Below are 21,981 nucleotides of genomic sequence, written 5' to 3'. Positions count from 1 at the left end.
TTGCTGCGTACAGCATCAAATTAAATGCACATAATCCTGTCGTGTTAATCTCCGCTACATCTTTCTTATCTATAGTGTCATCTAAAATTAAGAGCTCGTTTAAACTTCATAGGGAGTCGTCATGTCAAATAATACCTTTAAGTACCTTGATAAAGCATTATCTCAGGTTCGTGACTTGGGCCTGATGCCTGAAAAAGTTGATGAGGCTCCCGTGGTCGCTTTGATTGAGCGCCTCTCTGATATTGATGAATCCAAAACATTGGCGATTGCCAGGACGTTGACGCAAGCGTCTGTTTTTAATGAGATTGTGCGTGAACAAGTGTCTCAGATGAAAATTGGCGAACGCTATGCCGAGATCACCGAAGCCTTTAACAGCATTCGTGATGATGCGAAAAAAATGGTTGAGCAGGTTGAAGATGGCAAGGTCGATACCTTTGAGCGTGCCAGCAATATGTGGATGAAAGTAACGCGTGGTGATATCGCCAGCCGTTTTGACAAGATTAAAGATACCTATCTGGAAGTCGCGCGTGATTCAAAAGACCAGATTGAACGCGAACAAGTGATTTTGAATGCCTACCAGGATTTTCGTGGCGCGATCAAAGAGTCCGAAATTTATGCGCTTGATCTATTGAAGCAAACAGAAGCGCTGTGGAATACAGCCAAACAGGCGCTGGAACAGGCGGGTAAAGCGGTTGAACAATTTAGCGGTGATGATCTCTCAGCGCGTGCTGTACTTGAGTTGGCGCGAGATGAGAGTATGCGCAACCTGCAGTTTGCTGAAGACCGTTATCAGGTGGCGAAAGACTTGTCGGATAACCTGACGGTTAGCTACAACACCTCTGAAGTTATTATGATGCGTTTAATGCAAACCAATAGCGCTAAAGATCGTGTTTATAAGCAATCCATCACCTTTTTTGGCACCAATGAGTCTGTATTTACCGCCTTAACCGCTTCTTATACGGGCATGTTTGGTTTGCACGAAAGTACTGAAACACTCAATGCCATGAAAGACGGCGTCTCCAAAAGTCTGGAAGACCTGGCTTCTATCGGCGGAAAAGTGCAGGAGGCCGCTATCAAGGCCGGTTATGGTCCGACAATTCGTGCCGAGTCTGTCAAAAAGCTGGTTGATTCTGTCGTGAATTTTCAGGAGCGCTCACGTGAAATTATCGAAGAGATGCGTGTCCTTTCTACTAAAAACGCCGAAGAAATTCGTGACTCAGTAGAAGATGGAAAACAGCGTTTAGCCCGGATTATTCAGCGCGGTGGATCTTTACCATTACCTGATTTATCACGTGCTAAGGGTTAACACGCGCTAAGTAAGAGCAGCAGATCTATTAAAGCTGCACTGAGATAGGTGTAGCCAGTAGTGAATAAAAGCAGCGTCTAAGACTATTTCGTAAGAATAGTTGAAAAAAAGTAGTGAGTTATAAAATGGAAAATACTTATTCGGCTGACACGACAGCTAGCCAGCCAGAGACCAAAGCCCCCAGAGCTAAGCTTGAAGATATCATGGCGGCAATGGATGTGGTGGATACACTGCGTCACCGTGAAGGCATGGTTGAACGAGAGCTGGATGCTGACAGTAGACGCGAACGTCTTTTGCAACGCTTACGCGACATGTATACCGAGCAGGGCCTGGATGTTCCGGATCATATTCTGGAAGAGGGCATCAAGGCACTGGATGAAGACCGTTTTAAGTATTATCCAACCAAGAAAAACTTTTCTACGCTACTGGCGCACATCTACGTCAGCCGCAAAAAATGGGGAATTCCACTGGCCGTTGTGCTGCTGGCGATTTCTGTACTTTATGGTGGTAACTACTTTCTGAACGAGAGGCCGCAGCAGCTTGCTATTGCGGCGTTACCCACGTCTTTGCAACAAACCTATACGGAAATTAAAGCACTGGCCAAGCAGCCTGTTATAGCGGAGCAAGCCCAGGAGTTACAAAGCTCTGCCGCGGCCGCTTTGCAGAATAATAAGCCTGTGGTTGCTCAATCCTTATTGGATCAGATGGAAGGCATGCTGGCTCAGCTGCGGGTGAATTATAAAATCCGTATCGTCTCTCGTCCGGGCGAACAGTCAGGTGTTTGGCGTATTCCGGATGTGAACACCAATGCCCGTAACTATTATCTGATTGTCGAAGCGATAGACGCCCGTAACAAGGTGTTGACCTTGCCGGTGATGAGCGAAGAGTCTGGCAAACGCAGCAACGTGGATAAGTGGGGTATACGCGTGGATATGCGAACTTTTAACGCGGTAGCTGCTGATAAACGTGATGATGGCATTATTCAGGGCAATATAGTGGGCGAAAAACCCGCGGGTTATCTGTTGCCTCGCTATAACATTGCTATCAAAGATGGCGGCACCATTACGCAATGGTAAGCATGGCCAGTGGAAGATCAGCATCGCTGTTATTCGCCAAATATTAAAAGAGGGATGTAGGATGTGGAGTGGTTCAACGGCCTTAAGCAGTATCGACGGTGCCTTGAGAACGGTACGCGATGATATTGATCGTCTTGATCAGGACTTGACGCGGCTGACCGAGAATCTGACCGATAATCTGCGTCAGCAGGGAAAAGTGATTAATGAGATTGCCCGGGTTCGTTTGCAAGAGATCGATACGGGGCAGTTGCGGGATGCGTTGACGGCGGCGGATCATGATGCAAAAAATATTTTGCAGCAAAGGGCGCAGTACATTCAGCAGATTGAAGTAGAGATCTCTGACCTGAAGCAGCAGCTTGAGTCTTGTGAAAAAGAGCGCGCAGCATTATTGCGGATCGCCAATGCTATCTCTCAAGAGTTAACCGACAACGAAACCAGCATTCAAGCTGAGCTGCGTCAAGATACTGCCTATCTGGCACAATTTGAACGTGCCAGCAAAGCAGAATCCATTGCAGAAGAAGCGCTACAGAAAAGTCAGCGGGCTCAGACGGATATGGATATCAAGGATGAGCCTTATCAAAAAGATAAGCTGTTTATGTATTTATGGGGTCGGCATTACGCAACCCCCGACTATGAAGGCGGTATATTGACGCGGGCACTCGATAAGTGGGTGGCCGGTTTGATTAAATATGAGCGCAACCGTCTCAATTACTGGAATTTGCAGGAGATTCCTAAAAGGTTAGTGGCACATGCAGCCAGAGTGCAGTCAGAAGCCGAAGACGAATTTGTTAAATTACAAACCCTGGAGAAACAAGCGCTGGCCGATGCCGGTGTACCTGCTATTGAAGAGCGATTAGATGAGGCGCGGCATAAGCTGGATGCGCAGGATGACCAGATTGAAGCGATAGAATATGCCCTGAATGAGACTATCGAAAAGCGTGCGGTGTTTGCTGCCGGTGCCGATGAGTATATGAAACGCAGTATTCAGTGCTTAAGTGACGCAATGGCGCATAAAGATGTGTACCAGATTGAGCGCTTTGCGCGGGCCACGTTGTCGCCAGTCGATGATGAGCTGGTCAGGGAGCTAAAGCAGTTTCAGGATAATTACGAAGATAATGAGGATGATCTTGTTGATTTACGCAGGGCACATTCTGCCAAAATAGCCAAGCTCAAAGAGTTGGAAAGCGTCCGGCATAACTTTAAAAATAACCGTTTTGATGATGTCCGTTCCGGCTTTGGAAATGAAGACTTGATCAAATCAGTCCTGGCTCAGTTCGTTCAGGGTGCCGTTGCTGGTGCTGATGTGTGGCGGGTGATCAAACGCAATCAGCGTTATGACGCGGGCGGCGCGCAACCTGATTTTGGCAGTGGTGGCATCAGCGGCCGATCGCCGGGAAGAAATACATCCAACAGTAACAGTACATTCCGCTGGCCAAGTACACGCAGTGGTAGCGGTGGTTTCCGTATTCCAGGCAGTGGCCGAAGCAGCAAACGCAGTGGCGGTGGTGGCGGGTTCAGCACAGGAGGAGGTTTTTAAAAGTAGTAATGAGCAAGTGCTCCGGTTAGTATTTTGAAAATAACCAGCGTTAAAAACCGGAGTGCTTGTTAGCGTTATCCGCTAGATGTAACGGATTTTAGGCTAGTAGAGGATCGATATGCCTGCGTTTTGTCTACTGACAGTGATATCGAAGCGGTTATTTATTAGCCGAAAACGACAATTTTTTTCTTATTCTCGTCAAAACACCCTGCATTCACATTATAAATATTAACTTAAAGCGACATTTCGTAGTAAGAATCGTTTTTTATAATCTGTTAAAATCTGCATTTAGCATCAAAAATTAACTAAATTTCCTCATTTGTCACTATTTTCAATAGTTTTTATTTCTTGTATTTTCCTGTTTGCGACAGGTGTGATTTTTTGACATCTGAATGAAATTTAGTCAAAGTTGTTTTTAATTAAACGTTCAATCAATAAAAAATCTGATAACAACGTATACTGTGTTCTGTCTGGATCGAAATACGCGAATAGAACAGCACATCAGATATAAACAGTTAAATATTCGGTCAGGCAGTTGCAACCGGGTAGTCATGAAACGAAATCAGCAGGTACAGTTAGATGCAGCACACTCTTTATATAAATGGTCGATATCAGGATGCCACCTCCGGTGAAAGCTTTGTTACACGTAACCCAGCGACGGGTGAAGTGTTGGCTGATGTTCAGCAAGCGTCGCTGGCAGATGTTGATAAAGCAGTAGAGGCGGCGCAGGCAGGTTTTCTTGTTTGGTCGGCGATGAGTGGTGTTGAGCGAGGGCGTATTCTACTGCGTGCTGTGGCGATTTTACGTGAGCGTAATGATGAGCTCGCTATGTTAGAAGTTTTGGATACGGGTAAGCCTTTGCAGGAAGCGAACTGTGTTGATATTGCCACCGGCGCTGACGTTATCGAATATTATGCGGGCCTTGCAGCCACACTTCATGGCCAGCAGCAGGACTTAGGCGGTAATAATTTTTTCTACAGCCGTCGTGAACCATTGGGTATTTGTGCCGGTATAGGCGCGTGGAACTACCCGATTCAAATTGCCATGTGGAAGTCTGGTCCTGCGCTGGCCGCGGGTAATTGCATGATCTTTAAACCTTCCGAAGAAACCCCGTTAAGTGTTTTAAAGCTGGCAGAGATCTTTACCGAAGCAGGGCTGCCTGATGGTGTATTTAATGTTGTGCAAGGTGATTATCGCGTAGGACAGGCGCTTTCTCGCCATCCTCAAATAGCCAAGGTTTCCTTTACCGGTGAATGCGGTACGGGTAAGAAAGTAATGGCTGATGCGGCAGGCTCGCTGAAAGAAGTCACGATGGAGCTGGGTGGTAAATCACCATTGCTGGTGTTTGGTGATGCAGAATTAGACAACGCAGTATCCGGTGCATTATTAGCCAATTTTTATACGCAGGGCGAAGTCTGTACCAATGGCACGCGGGTGTTTGTACATGACAGCATCTATGACGAGTTTGTCAGCAAAGTTGTTGAGCGCACTGAGCGCATGATCATTGGTGATCCGACCGACCTGAACACGCAAGTTGGCGCACTGATCTCTGAAGAGCATATGCATAAGGTACTCGGTTTTATTGATGCAGCTAAAGCGGCTGGCGCGCGTTTGGCATGTGGCGGTGAGCGAGTGGTAGAAGGTGGTTTAGGTAAGGGCTACTTCGTTAAACCTACCGTGTTTGCAGACTGTACGGATGACATGCCTAACGTTAAAGAGGAAATATTCGGGCCTGTGATGTCCATCTTGTGCTTCAGTGATGAAGAGGAAGTCATCCGTCGCGCTAATGATACCGAATATGGTTTAGCTGCCGGTGTGTTCTCAACAAACTTTGCCCGGGCGCATCGTGTTATTGCCCGGCTTCAAGCGGGTATCTGCTGGATTAATACCTGGGGCGCATCGCCTGCAGAAATGCCGGTGGGTGGTTATAAACAGTCAGGTATTGGCCGTGAAAACGGTATTGAAACACTCAATCACTATACACAGATTAAAAGTGTTTATGTTGAGTTGGGTGATGTCGATTGCCCCTATAAGTAAAACCCTGGTAACTAGCCTGTTTGAACGGCACTTTTTATCCACAAAACCAGTTATCCACAAAATCAGTTATCCAGAAAACCAGCGACCTGAGAGATGAAATTTAGTATGACCACTGATACACGATATGACTACATCATTGTTGGCGCAGGCTCCGCCGGTTGCGTATTGGCTAACCGACTGACAGAAGATGGACAGCACAATGTGCTATTGTTGGAAGCCGGAGGCACAGATAAAAGTATCTTTATTCAGATGCCGACGGCGTTGTCTTATCCGATGAATACCGCCAGGTATGCATGGCAATTTCATACTGAAGGAGAGCCTTACCTGGATGGTCGCTCGATGCATTGTCCACGCGGAAAAGTGCTGGGCGGTAGTTCTTCGATCAATGGTATGGTGTATGTTCGTGGGCATGCGTGCGACTTTGATGAGTGGAGCGAAAAGGGTGCCGTTGGATGGGGATATCAGCAGTGTTTGCCTTACTTCAAGAAAGCAGAAACATGGGTTAACGGCAGTGATGACTATCGAGGCGGTAGTGGTCCATTGTTTACCTGTAATGGTAACGACATGAAGCTGAATCCGCTTTATCAGGCATTTATTGATGCGGGTGAAGATGCGGGTTATCCGACCACCGATGATTACAATGGTTACCGTCAGGAAGGTTTTGGCGCAATGCATATGACAGTGAAAGCAGGGGTGCGTGCATCCACGTCAAATGCGTATCTGCGGGAGGCGATGAAACGGCCTAACCTGACACTGATTAGTGGTGTGCTTACACGTAAAGTCATCATGGATGGCAAACGCGCGGTGGGTATCGAGTATGAAAAAATGGGCTCTGAGAAAAGCGGACGTGTCATTCATGCGACCGCGAATAAAGAGGTTATTTTAGCGGCAGGCTCTATCGGTTCGCCGCATTTGTTGCAGCTATCCGGCGTGGGACCTGCCAAAGTCCTGGAAGAGGCGGGTGTTAAGCTTGTACATGATTTGCCGGGAGTGGGTGAGAACCTGCAGGACCATTTAGAGGTTTACTTTCAATATCACTGTAAGCAACCTATCACTTTGAATGGCAAGTTAAATCTTGTAAGCAAAGGCTTGATAGGTGCCCGCTGGATGTTGTTGAAAGATGGTTTGGGCGCAACTAATCATTTTGAATCCTGCGGTTTTATCAGATCCCGTGAGGGCTTGAAGTGGCCCAATATACAGTATCATTTTTTACCGGCCGCGATGCGCTATGATGGTGGTAAGGCAATCGACGGGCATGGATTTCAGGTGCATGTGGGGCCGAATAAACCGCAGAGCCGTGGTCGGGTGTGGATTACATCAGCCGACCCCAAAGCTAAGCCCAGTATTCTGTTCAACTACATTAGCACTGATCAGGATAAACAAGACTGGCGTGACTGTATCCGATTAACGCGTGAAATTATGAAGCAGCCTGCTTTGGATCCTTTTCGCGGCGATGAAATTCAGCCAGGAGAGCAGGTGGTCAACGATAAAGAGGTTGATCGCTGGGTGCGAGAAAATGTTGAAAGTGCATACCACCCTTCGTGTACCTGCAAAATAGGTGCGGATGAGGACTCTATGGCCGTATTAGATACGCAGTGTCGGGTAAGAGGAATCGAAGCGTTACGCGTCGTCGACTCTTCCATTTTTCCGACTATTCCAAACGGCAACTTGAATGCCCCCACTATTATGGTGGCAGAAAAAGCGGCGGATATGATTCTGGGTAAACAGCCCCTGCCCGATGCTGGCGTTGAGGTCTGGATTGATCCGGATTGGCAGCAGCGACAGCGTTTAGGTAGCCCTAAGCGTGATGTTAATTAAATAGCCCTAAGCGTGTGGTTAAATAGCCCTAAGCGTTCGGTTAAATAAGTGCCGCTAAGCGTGTGCTAGGTCAAGAAATTAAGTAAATAAGAAATTGTAAAAGCTGTAAACGTAAAAGAATTTAAAACTAAAATAAGGTGAATACTCATGACAACTCGAAACAACAGAACTGGCCGTAAACATAATCTAATGCGTGGCGTAGCTGTAGCGATGGGCTTGTCCGCATCGCTGGCGTTTGCTGGCCAATGTGACACGGTGCGTTTCTCCGATGTGGGTTGGACTGATATCACGGCTACCACGGCAGTAACCAGTGAAGTAGTGGAAGCGCTGGGCTATAAAGCAACGACTCAGTTGTTATCTGTGCCGGTGACTTACACCTCTCTCGCCAATGCCGATATCGACGTATTTCTGGGTAACTGGATGCCTACGATGGAAGCGGATATTGCTAAATACCGTGAAGAAGGCAGCGTTGAAACAGTGCGCGCTAACCTTGAAGGCGCCAAATACACCTTGGCAGTTCCTAAATATGTGTATGATGCGGGTGTAAAAAGCTTTGCTGATATCGCTAAATTCAAAGATAAGTTTAAAGGTCGCCTTTACGGTATTGAGCCAGGCAATGATGGCAACCGCCTGATGCAGGATATGATCGACAAAGATGCTTTTGGCCTGAAGGGTTTTAAGCTGGTGGAATCGAGTGAGGCTGGTATGGTTTCACAGGTTTCACGGTTTGCCAAACGTGAGCAATGGATTGTCTTTCTGGGTTGGGCACCGCATCCGATGAATGCCAATATCGAGATGGAATACCTACAAGGAGGTGATGACTTCTTTGGTCCTAACTACGGTGGTGCCAATGTCTATACCAATGTACGTAAAAACTACACTCAGGAATGTCCGAATGTAGGGCGTTTGTTAGAGAACTTGTCTTTTACGCTCAAAATGGAAAACGAAGTGATGGGTGCCATTCTTGATGATGGCAAAAGTCCTCAGGCGGCTGCCACAGCATGGCTGAAGTCTAACCCTGAAACGTTAAATGTCTGGTTAGACGGCGTGACAACCAAAGATGGTGGTGATGGCTTGGCCGCTGTTCGTAAACGTTTAGATTTCTGATCTCGTGTTTTTCTGTTGTCGGCGCAGCACATTAAGCGCCCGACAACAGATCTTCCTCTGTTTTATGAAGTACCGCTTCGCTCAACTTAGTGGTGATGACATCGTTTATTTATAAAAAGGCAAACTCATGAATTGGATTACTGAAAACAAAATTCCGCTAGGGAGCTGGATGGAGGCGTTTGTTGACTGGCTGACGTTTAATGCAGCGGGTTTTTTCGATGCCATTTCCATTTCTTTGGAATGGATGATTATCTCTATGGTAGATATTTTCCAGTGGTTTCCCCCCTTTGTACCAATGGCTATGACGGCTGCAATTGCCTGGTGGTTGCATCGCAGTATTCCGTTGGTGATCTTTGTGGTTACAGCGTTGCTATTGATTCTTAATCTTGGCTATTGGCAGGAGATGCTGGAGACTTTTGTGCTGGTTATAGCAGCCACGACACTGTCGGTTGCTATGGGTATTCCTATTGGAATTTTGGCGGCGCATAAGCCTTGGGTATACACTATTTTGCGGCCGATTCTTGATCTGATGCAGACAATTCCTACCTTTGTCTACCTTATTCCGACACTTGTCTTGTTTGGCCTGGGCGTCGTTCCTGGCTTAATATCAACGATCATATTTGCGGTAGCGGCTCCCATCCGTTTGACCTATCTCGGTATTAGCCGTGTACCTGAGGATCTTATAGAGGCCGGCAGAGCATTTGGGGCTACACCGTTCAAACTGCTATATAAAGTTGAGTTGCCTGCTGCGATGCCAAATATTATGGCCGGTGTGACTCAATGCATCATGTTATCTCTTTCCATGGTCGTCATAGCGGCGCTAGTGGGTGCAGACGGTTTAGGTAAGCCGGTTATTCGCGCATTGAATACGGTCAATATTTCTCAGGGTTTTGAGGCGGGGCTGGCCATCGTTCTGGTGGCTATTATTCTGGATCGAATTTGCAAAGCGCCTGGCGCTAAAGAGGAAGGTTAATCATGGCGGCAATTAGTATTCGTAATGTAGATGTCGTGTTTGGTGAGAATATTGAGCAGAGTCTGGCGCTACTTGATCAGGGTAGTAGTCGGCAGGAAATCATCGAAACTACCGGCGATGTAGTGGGTGTGGCTAATGCATCAATTGAAGTGCAGGAAGGTGAAATATGCGTATTAATGGGACTGTCTGGCTCGGGCAAGTCAAGCCTGTTACGTGCGGTTAACGGCTTAAACGCAGTGAGCCGGGGAGAGTTATTAGTACAGGATGGCGACCAAATGGTGGATATCGCTACCTGTGATGCCAGCACTTTGTTGCATATGCGTACCAGCAAGATCTCCATGGTATTTCAGAAATTTGCCTTGATGCCGTGGATGAGCGTGGTTGATAACGTGGCATTTGGTCTGGACATGAAGGGCATGAGTAAGCAGAAGCGCCGTGCCAAAGCGATGGAAAAGCTGGAGATGGTTGGCTTGTCTGAATGGAAGGATAAGTTCCCGCACGAACTGTCGGGAGGTATGCAGCAGCGTGTCGGTCTTGCGCGCGCGTTCGCCATGGACAGTGATATATTGCTGATGGATGAGCCTTTTTCTGCGCTTGATCCGTTGATTCGCAGTCAGTTGCAGGATGAGTTAATTGAGCTTCAGCAGCGCCTGAATAAAACCATTTTGTTCGTCAGTCATGACTTGGACGAAGCGCTCAAAATTGGCACCCATATAGCGATTATGGAATCCGCCAAAATCATTCAGCACGGCAAACCAGAAGATATTGTTCTTAATCCAAAGACCCCTTATGTTGCTGATTTTGTTGCACACACTAATCCTTTGAATGTTTTGTGCGGACGTTCACTGATGACGCTTGTAAGTGACTTGCCGATAGTTAATGGCGAATGCGTGCTAAACCCACATGACAACACAGTCGTTAATGTGAATGCAGAAGGTGTGATTACCACTGCCAGTCGTCAGGGGGAGGCGCTGCCACTGCATCATTGGAGTGAGGGCGAGGATATAGAAAGGATGGCAGAGGGCTTGCTGGTGATCGCTTCGCCGGATGTGCCAATGCGATCTGCGATCGAAATTCGATATAAAACAGGCTTGCCATTACTGCTTGAAGAAGACGGGCGCTTGGTTGGAATCCTGTCAGACAAAGATTTTTATCATGCGTTACTAGGCAAGCATTTTACGCTTGATGCGGCGTAAACTAAAAATTGATGTTTCTTTTGAGAATCAGTCGAATTTTTAATTAAAAAGGTCAGAGTAGAGCTGGGTGTTAGCCTGGTTCTTATTCTATGGGCTTTTGCTGACAGATCTATTTTTGCTGGATTTGTGCTTGGCAACAACGTCGGCAGGAAGTTGTTGCTCCAGGTAATCGATAATCAGGCGTTGCGCCAAATTGCTATCAATGCCTGTGGGTGTTAATGCACCTCTAAGCCAGATGCCATCAATAAGCGCGGCGATACTCTGCGCTACAAACAGGGCTCTGTCTGGGGGTAATACCTGTTTTAGTTCGAGCACCAGGTGCGATAGGAGCCTTTTTTCATTGACCCGCTGTAAACGGTAGAGCGCGGGATCATGCATCGCTAAAGACCAGAACGCCAGCCAGGTTTTAACGACTTTGGATTCTAGCTGCCGCGGGTCAAAGTTCCCGCCAACAATGGCCTTAATACGACCAACAACATCATCTTGCGGGATCTCTTGTAGGCGGATCTTAACGCCGTGAGACAGCTGCTGTAATACCGAGCGCATCGTCGCTTCCAGCAAACCATTCTTGCCGCCGAAGTAATGATTAATAATCGCCGGAGACACGCCCGCATAACTGCTGATCATCGCGACACTGGCTTTATGCAACCCGACAGAGTTGATAGCTTCCATTGTGGCATTAATTAGCTGTGGCTTTCTTATTTCAGGCATTCCAACTTTTGGCATTAGGATCTTACTCGCATAATCGTGAGGGGGAATTTGCCTTTCACGTGGTTAGCTGTCAAGTGAGATTACTCAGAAAGTCATGACATATAGTCACGAATAGGGATGAACTCGTTCGTTTCAAACTATTGTTTAACTCAAAGGCGCCAAAAATGCTATCTTACGCTTGCCTAATAGTGACTTGTCTATGCTGTCTTTATCTAGCGGTGCTAAGCCGGATGGCTGAAATTGGCTGTTTTGTGGGCTTGTGTCATACAAACGTTAGTTCGTGAACCGAGTCAACGGATGTTTTTTTACACTTGATGTAATAGAATACGCACGCGTCTTAGGGTAATGAATTTTAGAGTGTCACTCAGTGCAATTATACAGTGCTATAACGAGTGCAAAAAAGAGTACGATTAATGAAATCAAATAAGGTGTGTAGCGTCGTTAGGGTTACTGTTAGAGTCGCCGCTATTGTATTTGCCAGTATCGTTGTTTCAGCGTGTTCTTCGCTTAATCAGCCGCAAACTTCTTCAGCCTCATTTTCAGTTGATCAGCTAATCCCAGCAGAGATTGCCGATTTTCTCAATCATTCTGTCACAGATACTAGTTCCTCGTTTGCACAAAGCCCTTGGGGTGACAATATTATCCTGTTTGCGAAAGCGCCTTATTATTCTGCCAGTGGTGCACAATGCCGCCAGCTCATCGTGGAAAGTACGCTTGATAAGCGCACTGGGCTTGCCTGCACACAAGATAAACAGCGTTGGTATAAAGTGCGCGCGCTGGTAGCGGGAAATACACAGTAATCCGGTCTGTTTAGATCAGATTTCAATGTCATCAGAAAAGTGAAAATCTATGTACTCGACGGCTCGGTCAATAAAAATTTCTACGTCTCGTTTTTTTACAAAGCAGAGTGTAAAAAAGAGTTCAGTTCTCGGTCTCTTAGGGGCATTAATTTTCTGCTCGCTGCCTGTTAAAACGGCGCAGGCTATCTCCATCAACACCGGAACCGGTGGGCTGGACATGCAGGAACAGGCAGCACCGCTACCTGAAACAGCAGTAGATACGCCCAACACCAACTGGAAAACCGGTACTTACGGCCCACATATTAAAACCAGAGAAGAGCTTGGAATACTGCCTTATGGAGGCCATCTTTTCTCAGGTGGTTTTCGTGGTGTACGTGCCGATGGTTTAAACCCGGACTACAAAATTGCACCGGGCGACCTGATAACACTGCGTTTGTGGGGGGCTGTTGAAATCGAGCGTGTCTTACCCGTTGATGCTCAAGGCTATATTTTTATTCCTTCGGTTGGGCCGGTCAAAGTACAGGGGGCTTCTCAGCAAAACCTGAATGCTCGCGTAAAGTCGGCGATACAGTCTATTTATCCTGAAAACGTGAATGTATATACCAACTTGCAAGGTGTGCAGCCCGTCGCTGTGTTTGTTACCGGAGAAGTGAAAAATCCGGGCCGTTATGCGGGTACACCGAACGACTCAGTTTTATACTTTCTCGATCAAGCCGGTGGTATCGATCCCCAATTAGGTAGCTTTCGATCCATCCGTGTCATTCGTAATAACAAAACCCTGAACAACGCCGACCTGTACCGTTTCCTCAAAGAAGGGCAGTTACCTGATGTGCAGTTTCGCGATGGTGATACCGTTGTCGTCGGGCGACGTCAGTCAGCAGTCACCGTGGCAGGTGATGTTGAGCGTGAACTGCAATATGAACTAACCAGTAATGAGAATAGCGGAAAAAGCCTGCTGCAGTACGCACGAATTAAACCGGGTATTACTCACGTGCTGGTGCGTGGTGTGCGCGAATCAGGCCTATTGGCAAAATATTATTCCTTGTCCGACTTTGGAAAAGCCCGTTTAAAAAATGGGGATGAAGTCCTGTTTAGCGCCGACCAGCAAGATGACACCATCGTTGTTCAGGTAGAAGGTAGCTACTACGGTCCTTCCCGATACGCGCTGCCAAACGATGCATCGCTCACAGAGCTATTAAATAACATTCAGGTGCCTCAGGCATTAACAGACACGGGCAGTGTGTCTCTCAGGCGCGTTAGTGTTGCTGATCGACAAAAAGCTTCCCTGCAAGAAAGCCTGCGTCGCCTCGAAACCACTTATCTGGGCGCTCCCTCATCGACACCCGATGAAGCCTCCATTCGTGTAAAAGAAGCAGAGCTGATATCCAACTTCGTAAAACGCGCTGCCTTGATTCAGCCGAACGGCAGGATGGTGGTTGCCAACAATGGCAGGGTTGCAGATATCCGTTTGCAGGATGGCGACATTATTACCATTCCGGAAACGTCCGACTCACTGCTGATCAGTGGTGAAGTGTTAGTACCGCAAGCAACCGTCTTCCAAGGCCGCCACGATGTAATGGATTATATCGAGCGCTCGGGTGGCTTTACTCAGCATGCCGATCAAAAGAACATCTTGGTAGTACGCTTGAATGGCGAAGTACGTAAAGCAACAGACGTGGATCTGCAGCCTGGTGATGAGATTCTAGTGTTGCCAATAGTACCAACCAAAAACCTACAATTGGCTACCAGCCTGACGCAGATTATTTACCAGTTGGCTATTGCTGCAAAAGTCGCGATAGATTTGTAGATGTCCGTTTGTTAATGACATGGACTTTTAGCATATGTTTATTTCGCAACTAATATAAAGGGGGCGTTTACAGTGTTATCAAACCGCTCTCCTTGGCAAGTCACGACAAGTGTTTGGTACGCATTATTCATGCGAGAAGCATTGGCGCGTACTACAGCTGACCGTTTTGCATGGTTTTGGATGATCGCAGAACCCGTTGGTTACATCATTATTATGATTTCAATAAGGACTGTATTACTCAATAAAACCAAAACAATTTTCGGCGCAGAGTTTGTGCCTTGGATGATTGTTGGTTTATTTGGGTTTTTCTTGTTTCGCGAAAATATGATGCGATCTATTGGCGCAATAGATGCTAATAAAGGGCTGTTTGCATATAGGCAAGTAAAGCCGATAGATCCGGTCTTAGTTCGATGTTATCTCGAAGGTATTTTGAAAACATTTATTTTTTCATTATTTATCTTTACTGGTTTACTTGTAGATCTTGATTTATTACCTAGAGATGCTCTTAAGGCGATTTTTTATTGGGTTTTGTTATGGTGTCTTGGTTTAGGCATAGGGCTTGTTTTATCTGCTGTATCCGCATTGGTGCCAGAAGTTGGACGAATTGTCCGAATGATATCAATGCCCTTGATGTTAGTATCAGGAGTTATTTTACCTCTGAATTTTTTATCGTATAAAGCACAAAGTTATATGCTTTGGAATCCTATTGTGCATGGAATCGAGCTGTTAAGAACAAGTTTTTTTCCACTTTATCAGTCAATACATGGCGTTAGCATAGCTTATTTGTGTTTATGGATTCTAGGATCGATGAGTTTAGGGCTTTTATTACATTTACGGTACGCCCAGAAGTTGAAAGCTCAATGATAGAAGTCAAGAATGTGTATAAGCGTTACCATAACCACCACGGAAGTGACTGGGTATTGAAAAATGTGAATTTCCATATTCCTCATGGTGTTAGTGTAGGTTTAGTTGGACGAAATGGTGCAGGTAAATCGACACTGCTACAGTTATTAGGAGGCATGGATGAGCCTGATAAAGGGACTATAAAACGTAATTGTTCTATGTCATGGCCTATAGGCTTGAAGGGTGGTTTTCAGCCATCAATGACTGGCCGGCAAAACGTCAAATTTGTTTCAAGAATCCATGGGGCAGGAAAGGATATTCCTCGTATTACCCAATATGTGGAAGAGTTCGCGGAAATAGGCAAAGCCTTTGATGAGCCTATCAAAACTTATTCAAGCGGCATGCGAAGTCGTTTAGCATTTGGGCTATCACTCGCTTTTGATTTTGATGTGTATTTATCGGATGAAGCAACGGCTGTGGGTGATAAAGCATTTAAGGAAAAAGCTAAAAAAGCCTTTGAGGATAAAGTGGGTAAAGCTAGCCTTATCATGGTATCTCACTCAGAAGGTATTCTAAAGCAGTTATGCCAATCAGGCCTTTGGCTGCATGAAGGTAAAACTTATTGGTTTGATGATATTCATGATGCGATCCATGCTTATCACAGCAGTACATCGAAAACAAAATAGAAGCTAAGGCGTATATGAAAAAGTTAATGTCAAAAAATCCAGTATGGCTTATCTGCACGATTACAGTTTTTGTAGTTACTTGTTATTGGATGTTGTTTGCGAGTGACCGCTATATTTCGCAAACAAATATTGTTTTAGAGAGCCCACAGATAAGTGCACCAACGCTGAATGTACGTAATATTTTGTCCGGAAGTGGTGGTCATGGTGACATGCTGTTGTTGCGTGATTATTTATTATCAGTAGACATGTTAAAAAAAGTGCAAGTAAACAATGATTTCAGGGAGCATTTTTCTAATAAAAAAATAGATTTTTTATCAAGACTGGCTGATCAAAATGTATCTTTAGAAGAATTGCACCAATATTATTTGAAGCAAATTAGTGTTGAGCTAGATGAATACGCAAATGTTCTGCGTATAAAAGTGAACGCTTTTACCCCTATGGTAGCGAATGGCATTGCTAACTTTTTGCTCAGCGAAGGCGAGCGCCATATGAACGCTATGGGACAACGCCTGGCAGCAGAGCAAGTTAATTTTCTTGAGGCTCAAGTGGTGGCTTTAAGCGAAAATTTCGAGAAGGCAAGACAAGCATTGCTGGACTATCAAAATAAGTATGGTTTGATATCACCGACCGACACAGTTGAAAGTCTGAGTGCTGTGGTTGCTGGGCTTGAGGGGCAATTATCAAACCTGCAATCAAACCGAACTGCGCTAGTGAGTTATCAGAGCCGTAAATCGCCTGATGTAGTTAAAATGGATAGCCAAATTGCAGCTATAAAAACTCAAATTGCAATAGAAAGAGCTAGAATGGCGCAGCAATCGGGCGATGCACTTAATGTTAAATCGGCAGATTATCAATCATTAGAGCTGAAGATGCAGTTTGCAAAAGAAAGTTACTCAGGCGCCTTGGCAGCGTTAGAGAATACAAGAATTGAAGCAGCACGAAAGTTAAAGCAGATCTCTGTATTGCAAAGCCCTACATTTCCAGAATATCCAGTAGAACCAAGGCGCATCTATAACTCGGTGACTTTTGGTCTGATTGCAATATTCTTATCACTCATTGTCCAAATGATAATGTTAATAATAAAAGATCATCGTGATTAAAGTATCGATCAATAGGTTTGTGAGTTTTTTAAGGCGAAATAATGAATTTTAAATTTACAGAATTGAAAAAAATATTTAAAAATTTAAATGTTGAGAAAAAGCATACTTTTCCGGTCGAGCTGAAAGGGGACGAGTGGATAAACGAAGATAAAAAACCCGTTGCTATATTTATAGGTTTTAATCCTTGGAAAAGAGATATTTTTCATAAATATTTTGACGGTTATAAAGTTGCATATGTATTAGGTAATGCTTCTTGGGAAAGAGTTGTTAATGAGTTCTTGTTAAAGCTCGATAAAGATGAAGAAGTGGTATTTGTTAAGTGGGGTGCAAGAAAGTTACCCGTTGGACTACGTATTTGGTTATATAAACAGAACGTGTTCGTAAAAAATAATATCAAGGTCCTGTCCGTTGAAGATGGTTTTTTACGTTCTTTAGGCGCAGGATTGCTTCATACAAAGCCTGCTTCTATATGCATTGATAAAAAAGGGATATATTTCGATGCTAATCAGCCTTCAGACCTTGAAAATATACTCCTTACATATGATTTTAGATCAGACCAAACTCTGATGAAAAGAGCACGTCATGGCCTATCTCTAATGCGGGCCGCAGAGCTGACCAAATACTATAATGTGGACTCAGAAAATATAAATGATACGTTTTCGCGTACAAATAAGTATTCAATTTTGGTAATAGGGCAGGTAGAAGGGGATGCCTCAATTAAACATGGAAAAACTTCAATTCGTCTTAATACAGATCTTGTAAAAAAGGCACGAGAAGATTTTCCCGAAGCTGATATCTACTTTAAGCCCCATCCTGACTACATTGCTAATAATAGGAAATCTTTATCTAACGTCGACAAATTGAGTAAGATCTGTGTTGTCGTTCCTGAAAAAACGACTCTGAGAGAACTCATAAATAAAGTGGATCATGTTTATACGATTACATCTTTAGCTGGTTTAGAGTCACTGTTTAAAGGTAAAAAAGTGACAACTCTAGGTGCACCTTTTTATTCAAATTGGGGGCTCACAGATGATAAGGTGATTATCAAAAGAAGAAATCGTCAATTGTCTCTAGAAGAGATGTTTGCCGGTGCGTATTTGTTATACCCAAAATATATGCATGTTTTGAGTGATGAAGAAAGTACATTTGAGGAGACTGCAAGTTATTTTATTTTTGAAGTATTGAAGCATACAAACATATTGGAAGTAACTAATAATAAGTTGTTCAGTCCTTGTATCGAGTTTCTAGATGTATTATCAACACCATTGAAGGTAATGCACTATATTGGTAATACCAACTTTCCGGCAGAGGCCATAACGTCTGATATAATGGATTTGATTAGTATAGATTTTAAATTAGTTGATTATCCACAGATTAGTTTTTTGTTGGGGAAAACAGCAAATTATGATGCACTGATTGAATATACAAATTATTGTTTGAAGTTTGTTGAAAGTAATATAAAAAATATTTCTGAAAAAACAACTCTCCTTAATTCATTTTTCTATAGCTTATCCTTAACTTTAAGGAACTCAAATGGAAGGGTTATAAATCCCATACCTTGTATAAGCTCTTTTATAATAGCTACTAATGCAACTGAAAAAAACATAGTTCCGTTATTGAATAATTACGTAGCATGCTGCGCCATGAACTTGCAATATCAGCAAATTAATAATTTACTAAAAAGCTTACCTTCAAATGATTATATTGAACCTTTCGAAGTACATCAGTCAATTGCTGATATAGCAAAAAAAGTTTCGCTATTGAAGCCTAGTGTTGGGCTGTATAAGTCGTTTACTCAAATTATGGTAAGTAAACCGTCACGCGCTGAGCGAAATATGCCCGAGCGGACACAGCTTAGATTGTCTTTTGCTAATAAGTTTTTAGAGGGCATGAATAACCGTTTTCCCGATGTTTTAGATACATCGTTCAATAAAATATTATATTACTTAGTTCAAGATGAAGTTATAGAAGCTGAAAAGGAGGTTAGTAAGTTTTTTGAAAAAATCAGTATTGATGAAACAACTGATAAATCTAAAGAGTTATATGGTTTTAAGAGTAGGCTAAAGGATTGGTTGATAATTTGTAATGCTATGATAAAGAAGAAAAGATTCAAAACTGCAGATTTAATTCTTTCTTGGATCAAAAGTGATGATGAGTCTGAGATGATGACATTTACTTTATTATCTTACTATAAGGAATCACTCAATAAAAAGTTATATTATGATCTACTGCTGGGTCTAGATCCTGAAATTAGAAGTTCTGATAAAATAGCAGGCCTTCATGCGAGAGTACTTAGAGAAGAAGGCCTCCTGAGGGCTTCTAAAGATGAATATATAAGACTAAATAATAAATCAATCACTTTAGCAAGAAAAAATAGTCTAAAGCTAGAGTTGGATAAGTTAGATTTTTGTCTGTCGAGTAGCAAAATTCTAAATTCCATTGATCAACCTAAGATGCCAAAAGGTATTGTTTTTTTGGCATCACAATCATGCTTTAATACTTTAGCTATGATGATACCAAGCTTGGTTGAGCTTAAGAAAAAAGGTTATGCAGTAGTTAATTTAATGCAAGGCATGACTGAGTATAGTGGAACTGGCCTAGAGTTTATCGATAAATTCCATGGTGTGATTCCACTAAACCTTACTGATAAAGGGACTATTTTAGATCTATCTAATCAATGGGAAGTCGACTGGCAAAATAAAAGGCTTATAGTGGATGAGGTTAATTATTATCAAGGTTTCTATGAGGGGTTGTCTGCATCTACTCGTCGATACCATGTTGATATTACAGTAAAGGATGTTTTTCAGAAATTCAATAATAGTATCCTTCGTGCTGATACATGTCTTAGTGTTTGTAAGAATATTTTCTCTGAAATTGTGATTTCTAAAAAAATGCCTGTGACATTTGTTACAGGCAATAGCCATGTAACTCCTTATTCAGTATTCAGAGATTTTTCAAGATCAAAAAATCATCCACTACTTGGTTTTATTAATTGCAATGTTGCATATGAATCATATTTTTCAAACGTGGGCAGTAAATTTGCAAACACCATGTGCGTAACTGATATGACGTTGTATCCACTAACACGCGCACCATTTCTTCCTAGAAAAGATCAATTTGATGCCTGGTATGATAAAAACCTTGATAATGCAGATTTTGTAAAAAAAGCTGATGACTTAATACAGGTAAATAGAGTTGGTCATTCTTCAAACGAGAAAGAGTTGGCTTTGGTTGAATACTTAAAGGATCAAAAGGCTAGGGGAGTTAAAATTGTTTGTGCTTTTGGTAAAGTGCCTGTAGATCTCTGTGTTCCTTTTGATGGTGGGCCTGCACACAGTAATATGGCTGATTGGATTAGCCATACCGTTGATATATGTAACGGACAAGATAATATTTTACTATTGGTCAAGCCGCACCCCCATGAATTACGCCCCGAAATTGCCCTTGATCTGGTTGAAAGTTTTCATGACCTTATCGATTGCAGACCAGAGAAAAATGTTCTGCTATTAGGGCATAAAGATATTAATGGGCATGCACTAGCCCCTTATTTGGATCTTGCAATTTTATATAATGGATCAAGTGCATTGGAACTTACTGCGCAAGGTATCCCTGTCATAATGACTTCTTATTTTGGGCAGTATGACTATCCTATCAATTTGATATACCCAAAAAGTAGATCAGAGTATAAAGAATTTATATTGTCAACAAATTATCCGTTGCCAGATCAGGAAATACGTAAAAAAGCTGCCTTTATGCTTTCTTATTTGGGCACAGACGAAATATCAATCCTTAATCAATACTCTTTAAGGCAATTAACTAACGACAAAATAGGAATACCTAAATGGCAGGAGGATAAGGTTTCTGATTTTCTTGTCAATGGTGATCCTAAAATGGAATTGATTGCGTCTCGTATAGTAGAAAAATTCGAATGTCATCGATAAATATTTTAATAGAATTATTTTTTAATGGAGAAAAAAGTGTTTAATGATCAAACAATTTTAATTACTGGCGGCACAGGCTCATTCGGTAAAAAGTACACGCAGATTATTCTTGAAAAATATAAACCAAAAAAGATTATTATTTTTTCACGTGACGAGCTCAAACAATTTGATATGCAACAGAAACTGAATGACCCGTGTATGCGTTACTTTATCGGTGATGTACGTGACGAATCGCGCTTACGCGAGGCGATGGAAGGCGTAGATTACGTTATTCACGCGGCGGCTATGAAGCAAGTGCCTGCGGCTGAATACAATCCTATGGAGTGCATCAAGACTAACATCCATGGTGCAGAGAACGTAATTAAAGCGGCTATCGCTAACAACGTCAAAAAAGTTATTGCGCTCTCGACGGATAAAGCAGCCAACCCTATTAACCTTTACGGCGCAACAAAGTTGGCAAGCGATAAATTATTTGTTGCTGCAAATAACCAGGTTGGCACAAGAGACACACGTTTTTCTGTTGTGCGTTACGGTAATGTTGTCGGTTCGCGTGGTTCTGTTATTCCCTTTTTCAATAAGCTGCTAGCCGACGGCGCAACTGAATTACCGATTACGCACGCAGATATGACCCGCTTCATGATTACCTTGCGCGAAGGTGTTAATTTCGTCCTGAAAAACTTTGAACGTATGCACGGTGGCGAAATCTTTGTGCCTAAGATTCCTTCCATGTATATGACTGAATTAGCCAGTGCTGTTGCACCCGGTGTTGCTCAGAAAATAGTTGGGATTCGTCCCGGTGAAAAATTACATGAAATCATGTGCCCGGCAGATGATAGCCATTTAACATTAGAGTTTGATGATCACTACGTGATTTGTCCGACGATCCAATTTGCACATCAGTCGGATTTCACAACGAATAGGTTGGGCGAAAAAGGTAAAGATGTGCCTCAAGGCTTTGAGTATCACTCTGGTAATAATACGCACTGGTTAACACATAGCGAATTACTTGAAATGACTGTTGAACAAGATCCGGTGTGAGTATA

Annotated in this window: 16 protein-coding genes; 15 read left to right on the top strand and 1 reads right to left on the bottom strand. The window is 43.5% G+C overall.

The features are described from left to right. Window positions 1-121 precede the first annotated feature (121 nt). The 8 genes from BM099_RS07465 (at window position 122) to choV (ending at window position 11,050) form a co-directional block, all read left to right on the top strand. On the top strand, window positions 122-1,306 hold the full coding sequence (locus tag BM099_RS07465) for a cell surface protein (RefSeq protein ID WP_090726327.1): 1,185 nt from the start codon (window positions 122-124) through the stop codon (window positions 1,304-1,306). A 125-nt stretch (window positions 1,307-1,431) separates the two neighbouring features. Next, window positions 1,432-2,382, top strand: a complete 951-nt coding sequence (locus BM099_RS07460) for a DUF6384 family protein (RefSeq protein ID WP_090726325.1) — start codon at window positions 1,432-1,434, stop codon at window positions 2,380-2,382. Next, the gene (locus BM099_RS07455) at window positions 2,357-3,919 is read left to right on the top strand and encodes a hypothetical protein (RefSeq protein WP_143083744.1); all 1,563 of its coding nucleotides are present in this window, start codon (window positions 2,357-2,359) and stop codon (window positions 3,917-3,919) included. The genes BM099_RS07460 and BM099_RS07455 overlap by 26 nt, the downstream gene beginning before the upstream one ends. A gap of 579 nt (window positions 3,920-4,498) precedes the next feature. Then, on the top strand, window positions 4,499-5,956 hold the full coding sequence (gene betB / locus BM099_RS07450) for a betaine-aldehyde dehydrogenase (RefSeq protein ID WP_090726321.1): 1,458 nt from the start codon (window positions 4,499-4,501) through the stop codon (window positions 5,954-5,956). Window positions 5,957-6,061: 105 nt separating this feature from the next. After that, the gene (gene betA, locus BM099_RS07445) at window positions 6,062-7,774 is read left to right on the top strand and encodes a choline dehydrogenase (protein ID WP_090726320.1); all 1,713 of its coding nucleotides are present in this window, start codon (window positions 6,062-6,064) and stop codon (window positions 7,772-7,774) included. 147 nt (window positions 7,775-7,921) lie between these two features. Continuing rightward, window positions 7,922-8,881 (top strand): choline ABC transporter substrate-binding protein, encoded by a 960-nt coding sequence (locus tag BM099_RS07440; protein WP_090726318.1) that lies wholly within the window; start codon window positions 7,922-7,924, stop codon window positions 8,879-8,881. 127 nt (window positions 8,882-9,008) lie between these two features. Next, window positions 9,009-9,854, top strand: a complete 846-nt coding sequence (gene choW / locus BM099_RS07435) for a choline ABC transporter permease subunit (protein WP_090726316.1) — start codon at window positions 9,009-9,011, stop codon at window positions 9,852-9,854. 2 nt (window positions 9,855-9,856) lie between these two features. Further along, a complete protein-coding gene (gene choV, locus BM099_RS07430) occupies window positions 9,857-11,050 on the top strand; it encodes a choline ABC transporter ATP-binding protein (protein WP_090726315.1) in 1,194 nt (397 codons plus the stop codon). 87 nt (window positions 11,051-11,137) lie between these two features. Here the strand turns inward: choV and betI are convergent, their stop codons facing one another. Further along, a complete protein-coding gene (gene betI, locus BM099_RS07425; RefSeq protein ID WP_090726313.1) occupies window positions 11,138-11,776 on the bottom strand; it encodes a transcriptional regulator BetI in 639 nt (212 codons plus the stop codon). Between the two features lie 398 nt (window positions 11,777-12,174). Here betI and BM099_RS07420 point away from each other — a divergent pair, with 398 nt between their 5' ends. The 7 genes from BM099_RS07420 (at window position 12,175) to pseB (ending at window position 21,976) form a co-directional block, all read left to right on the top strand. Beyond that, on the top strand, window positions 12,175-12,561 hold the full coding sequence (locus tag BM099_RS07420) for a DVU3141 family protein (RefSeq protein ID WP_090726312.1): 387 nt from the start codon (window positions 12,175-12,177) through the stop codon (window positions 12,559-12,561). A 49-nt stretch (window positions 12,562-12,610) separates the two neighbouring features. After that, window positions 12,611-14,368: a polysaccharide biosynthesis/export family protein gene (locus BM099_RS07415; RefSeq protein ID WP_232349058.1), complete on the top strand. Its 1,758-nt coding sequence runs from the start codon at window positions 12,611-12,613 to the stop codon at window positions 14,366-14,368. A gap of 72 nt (window positions 14,369-14,440) precedes the next feature. Then, window positions 14,441-15,232, top strand: coding sequence for an ABC transporter permease (locus tag BM099_RS07410; protein WP_244889927.1), 792 nt, complete (start codon window positions 14,441-14,443; stop codon window positions 15,230-15,232). Continuing rightward, on the top strand, window positions 15,229-15,897 hold the full coding sequence (locus tag BM099_RS07405; RefSeq protein WP_090726310.1) for an ABC transporter ATP-binding protein: 669 nt from the start codon (window positions 15,229-15,231) through the stop codon (window positions 15,895-15,897). Before BM099_RS07410 ends, BM099_RS07405 begins: the two co-directional genes overlap by 4 nt. 14 nt (window positions 15,898-15,911) lie before the next feature. Next, a complete protein-coding gene (locus tag BM099_RS07400; protein ID WP_090726308.1) occupies window positions 15,912-16,997 on the top strand; it encodes a KpsE/RkpR family capsule polysaccharide export protein in 1,086 nt (361 codons plus the stop codon). A gap of 41 nt (window positions 16,998-17,038) precedes the next feature. Next, window positions 17,039-20,938 carry a capsular polysaccharide export protein, LipB/KpsS family gene (locus BM099_RS07395; protein ID WP_090726307.1) on the top strand — a complete coding sequence of 1,300 codons (3,900 nt, stop codon included), beginning with the start codon at window positions 17,039-17,041 and terminating at the stop codon, window positions 20,936-20,938. Between the two features lie 36 nt (window positions 20,939-20,974). Then, on the top strand, window positions 20,975-21,976 hold the full coding sequence (pseB, locus tag BM099_RS07390) for a UDP-N-acetylglucosamine 4,6-dehydratase (inverting) (RefSeq protein WP_090726797.1): 1,002 nt from the start codon (window positions 20,975-20,977) through the stop codon (window positions 21,974-21,976). Window positions 21,977-21,981: the final 5 nt, after the last annotated feature.

Source organism: Neptunomonas qingdaonensis (genome assembly GCF_900113275.1).
Classification (GTDB): Bacteria; Pseudomonadota; Gammaproteobacteria; order Pseudomonadales; family Balneatricaceae; genus Neptunomonas; species Neptunomonas qingdaonensis.
This window is presented reverse-complemented; position numbering and strand designations above follow the sequence as displayed.

What these genes read in the sequence shown, in the direction of transcription:
- choW (WP_090726316.1), top strand. Translation starts at nt 9,009, where the DNA reads ATGAATTGGATTACTGAAAACAAAATTCCGCTAGGGAGCTGGATGGAG.
- BM099_RS07455 (WP_143083744.1), top strand. Translation starts at nt 2,357, where the DNA reads ATGGCGGCACCATTACGCAATGGTAAGCATGGCCAGTGGAAGATCAGC.
- betA (WP_090726320.1), top strand. Translation starts at nt 6,062, where the DNA reads ATGACCACTGATACACGATATGACTACATCATTGTTGGCGCAGGCTCC.
- BM099_RS07440 (WP_090726318.1), top strand. Translation starts at nt 7,922, where the DNA reads ATGACAACTCGAAACAACAGAACTGGCCGTAAACATAATCTAATGCGT.
- choV (WP_090726315.1), top strand. Translation starts at nt 9,857, where the DNA reads ATGGCGGCAATTAGTATTCGTAATGTAGATGTCGTGTTTGGTGAGAAT.
- BM099_RS07415 (WP_232349058.1), top strand. Translation starts at nt 12,611, where the DNA reads ATGTACTCGACGGCTCGGTCAATAAAAATTTCTACGTCTCGTTTTTTT.
- BM099_RS07405 (WP_090726310.1), top strand. Translation starts at nt 15,229, where the DNA reads ATGATAGAAGTCAAGAATGTGTATAAGCGTTACCATAACCACCACGGA.
- BM099_RS07460 (WP_090726325.1), top strand. Translation starts at nt 1,432, where the DNA reads ATGGAAAATACTTATTCGGCTGACACGACAGCTAGCCAGCCAGAGACC.
- BM099_RS07400 (WP_090726308.1), top strand. Translation starts at nt 15,912, where the DNA reads ATGAAAAAGTTAATGTCAAAAAATCCAGTATGGCTTATCTGCACGATT.
- BM099_RS07395 (WP_090726307.1), top strand. Translation starts at nt 17,039, where the DNA reads ATGAATTTTAAATTTACAGAATTGAAAAAAATATTTAAAAATTTAAAT.
- BM099_RS07420 (WP_090726312.1), top strand. Translation starts at nt 12,175, where the DNA reads ATGAAATCAAATAAGGTGTGTAGCGTCGTTAGGGTTACTGTTAGAGTC.
- betB (WP_090726321.1), top strand. Translation starts at nt 4,499, where the DNA reads ATGCAGCACACTCTTTATATAAATGGTCGATATCAGGATGCCACCTCC.
- betI (WP_090726313.1), bottom strand. Translation starts at nt 11,776, where the DNA reads ATGCCAAAAGTTGGAATGCCTGAAATAAGAAAGCCACAGCTAATTAAT.
- BM099_RS07465 (WP_090726327.1), top strand. Translation starts at nt 122, where the DNA reads ATGTCAAATAATACCTTTAAGTACCTTGATAAAGCATTATCTCAGGTT.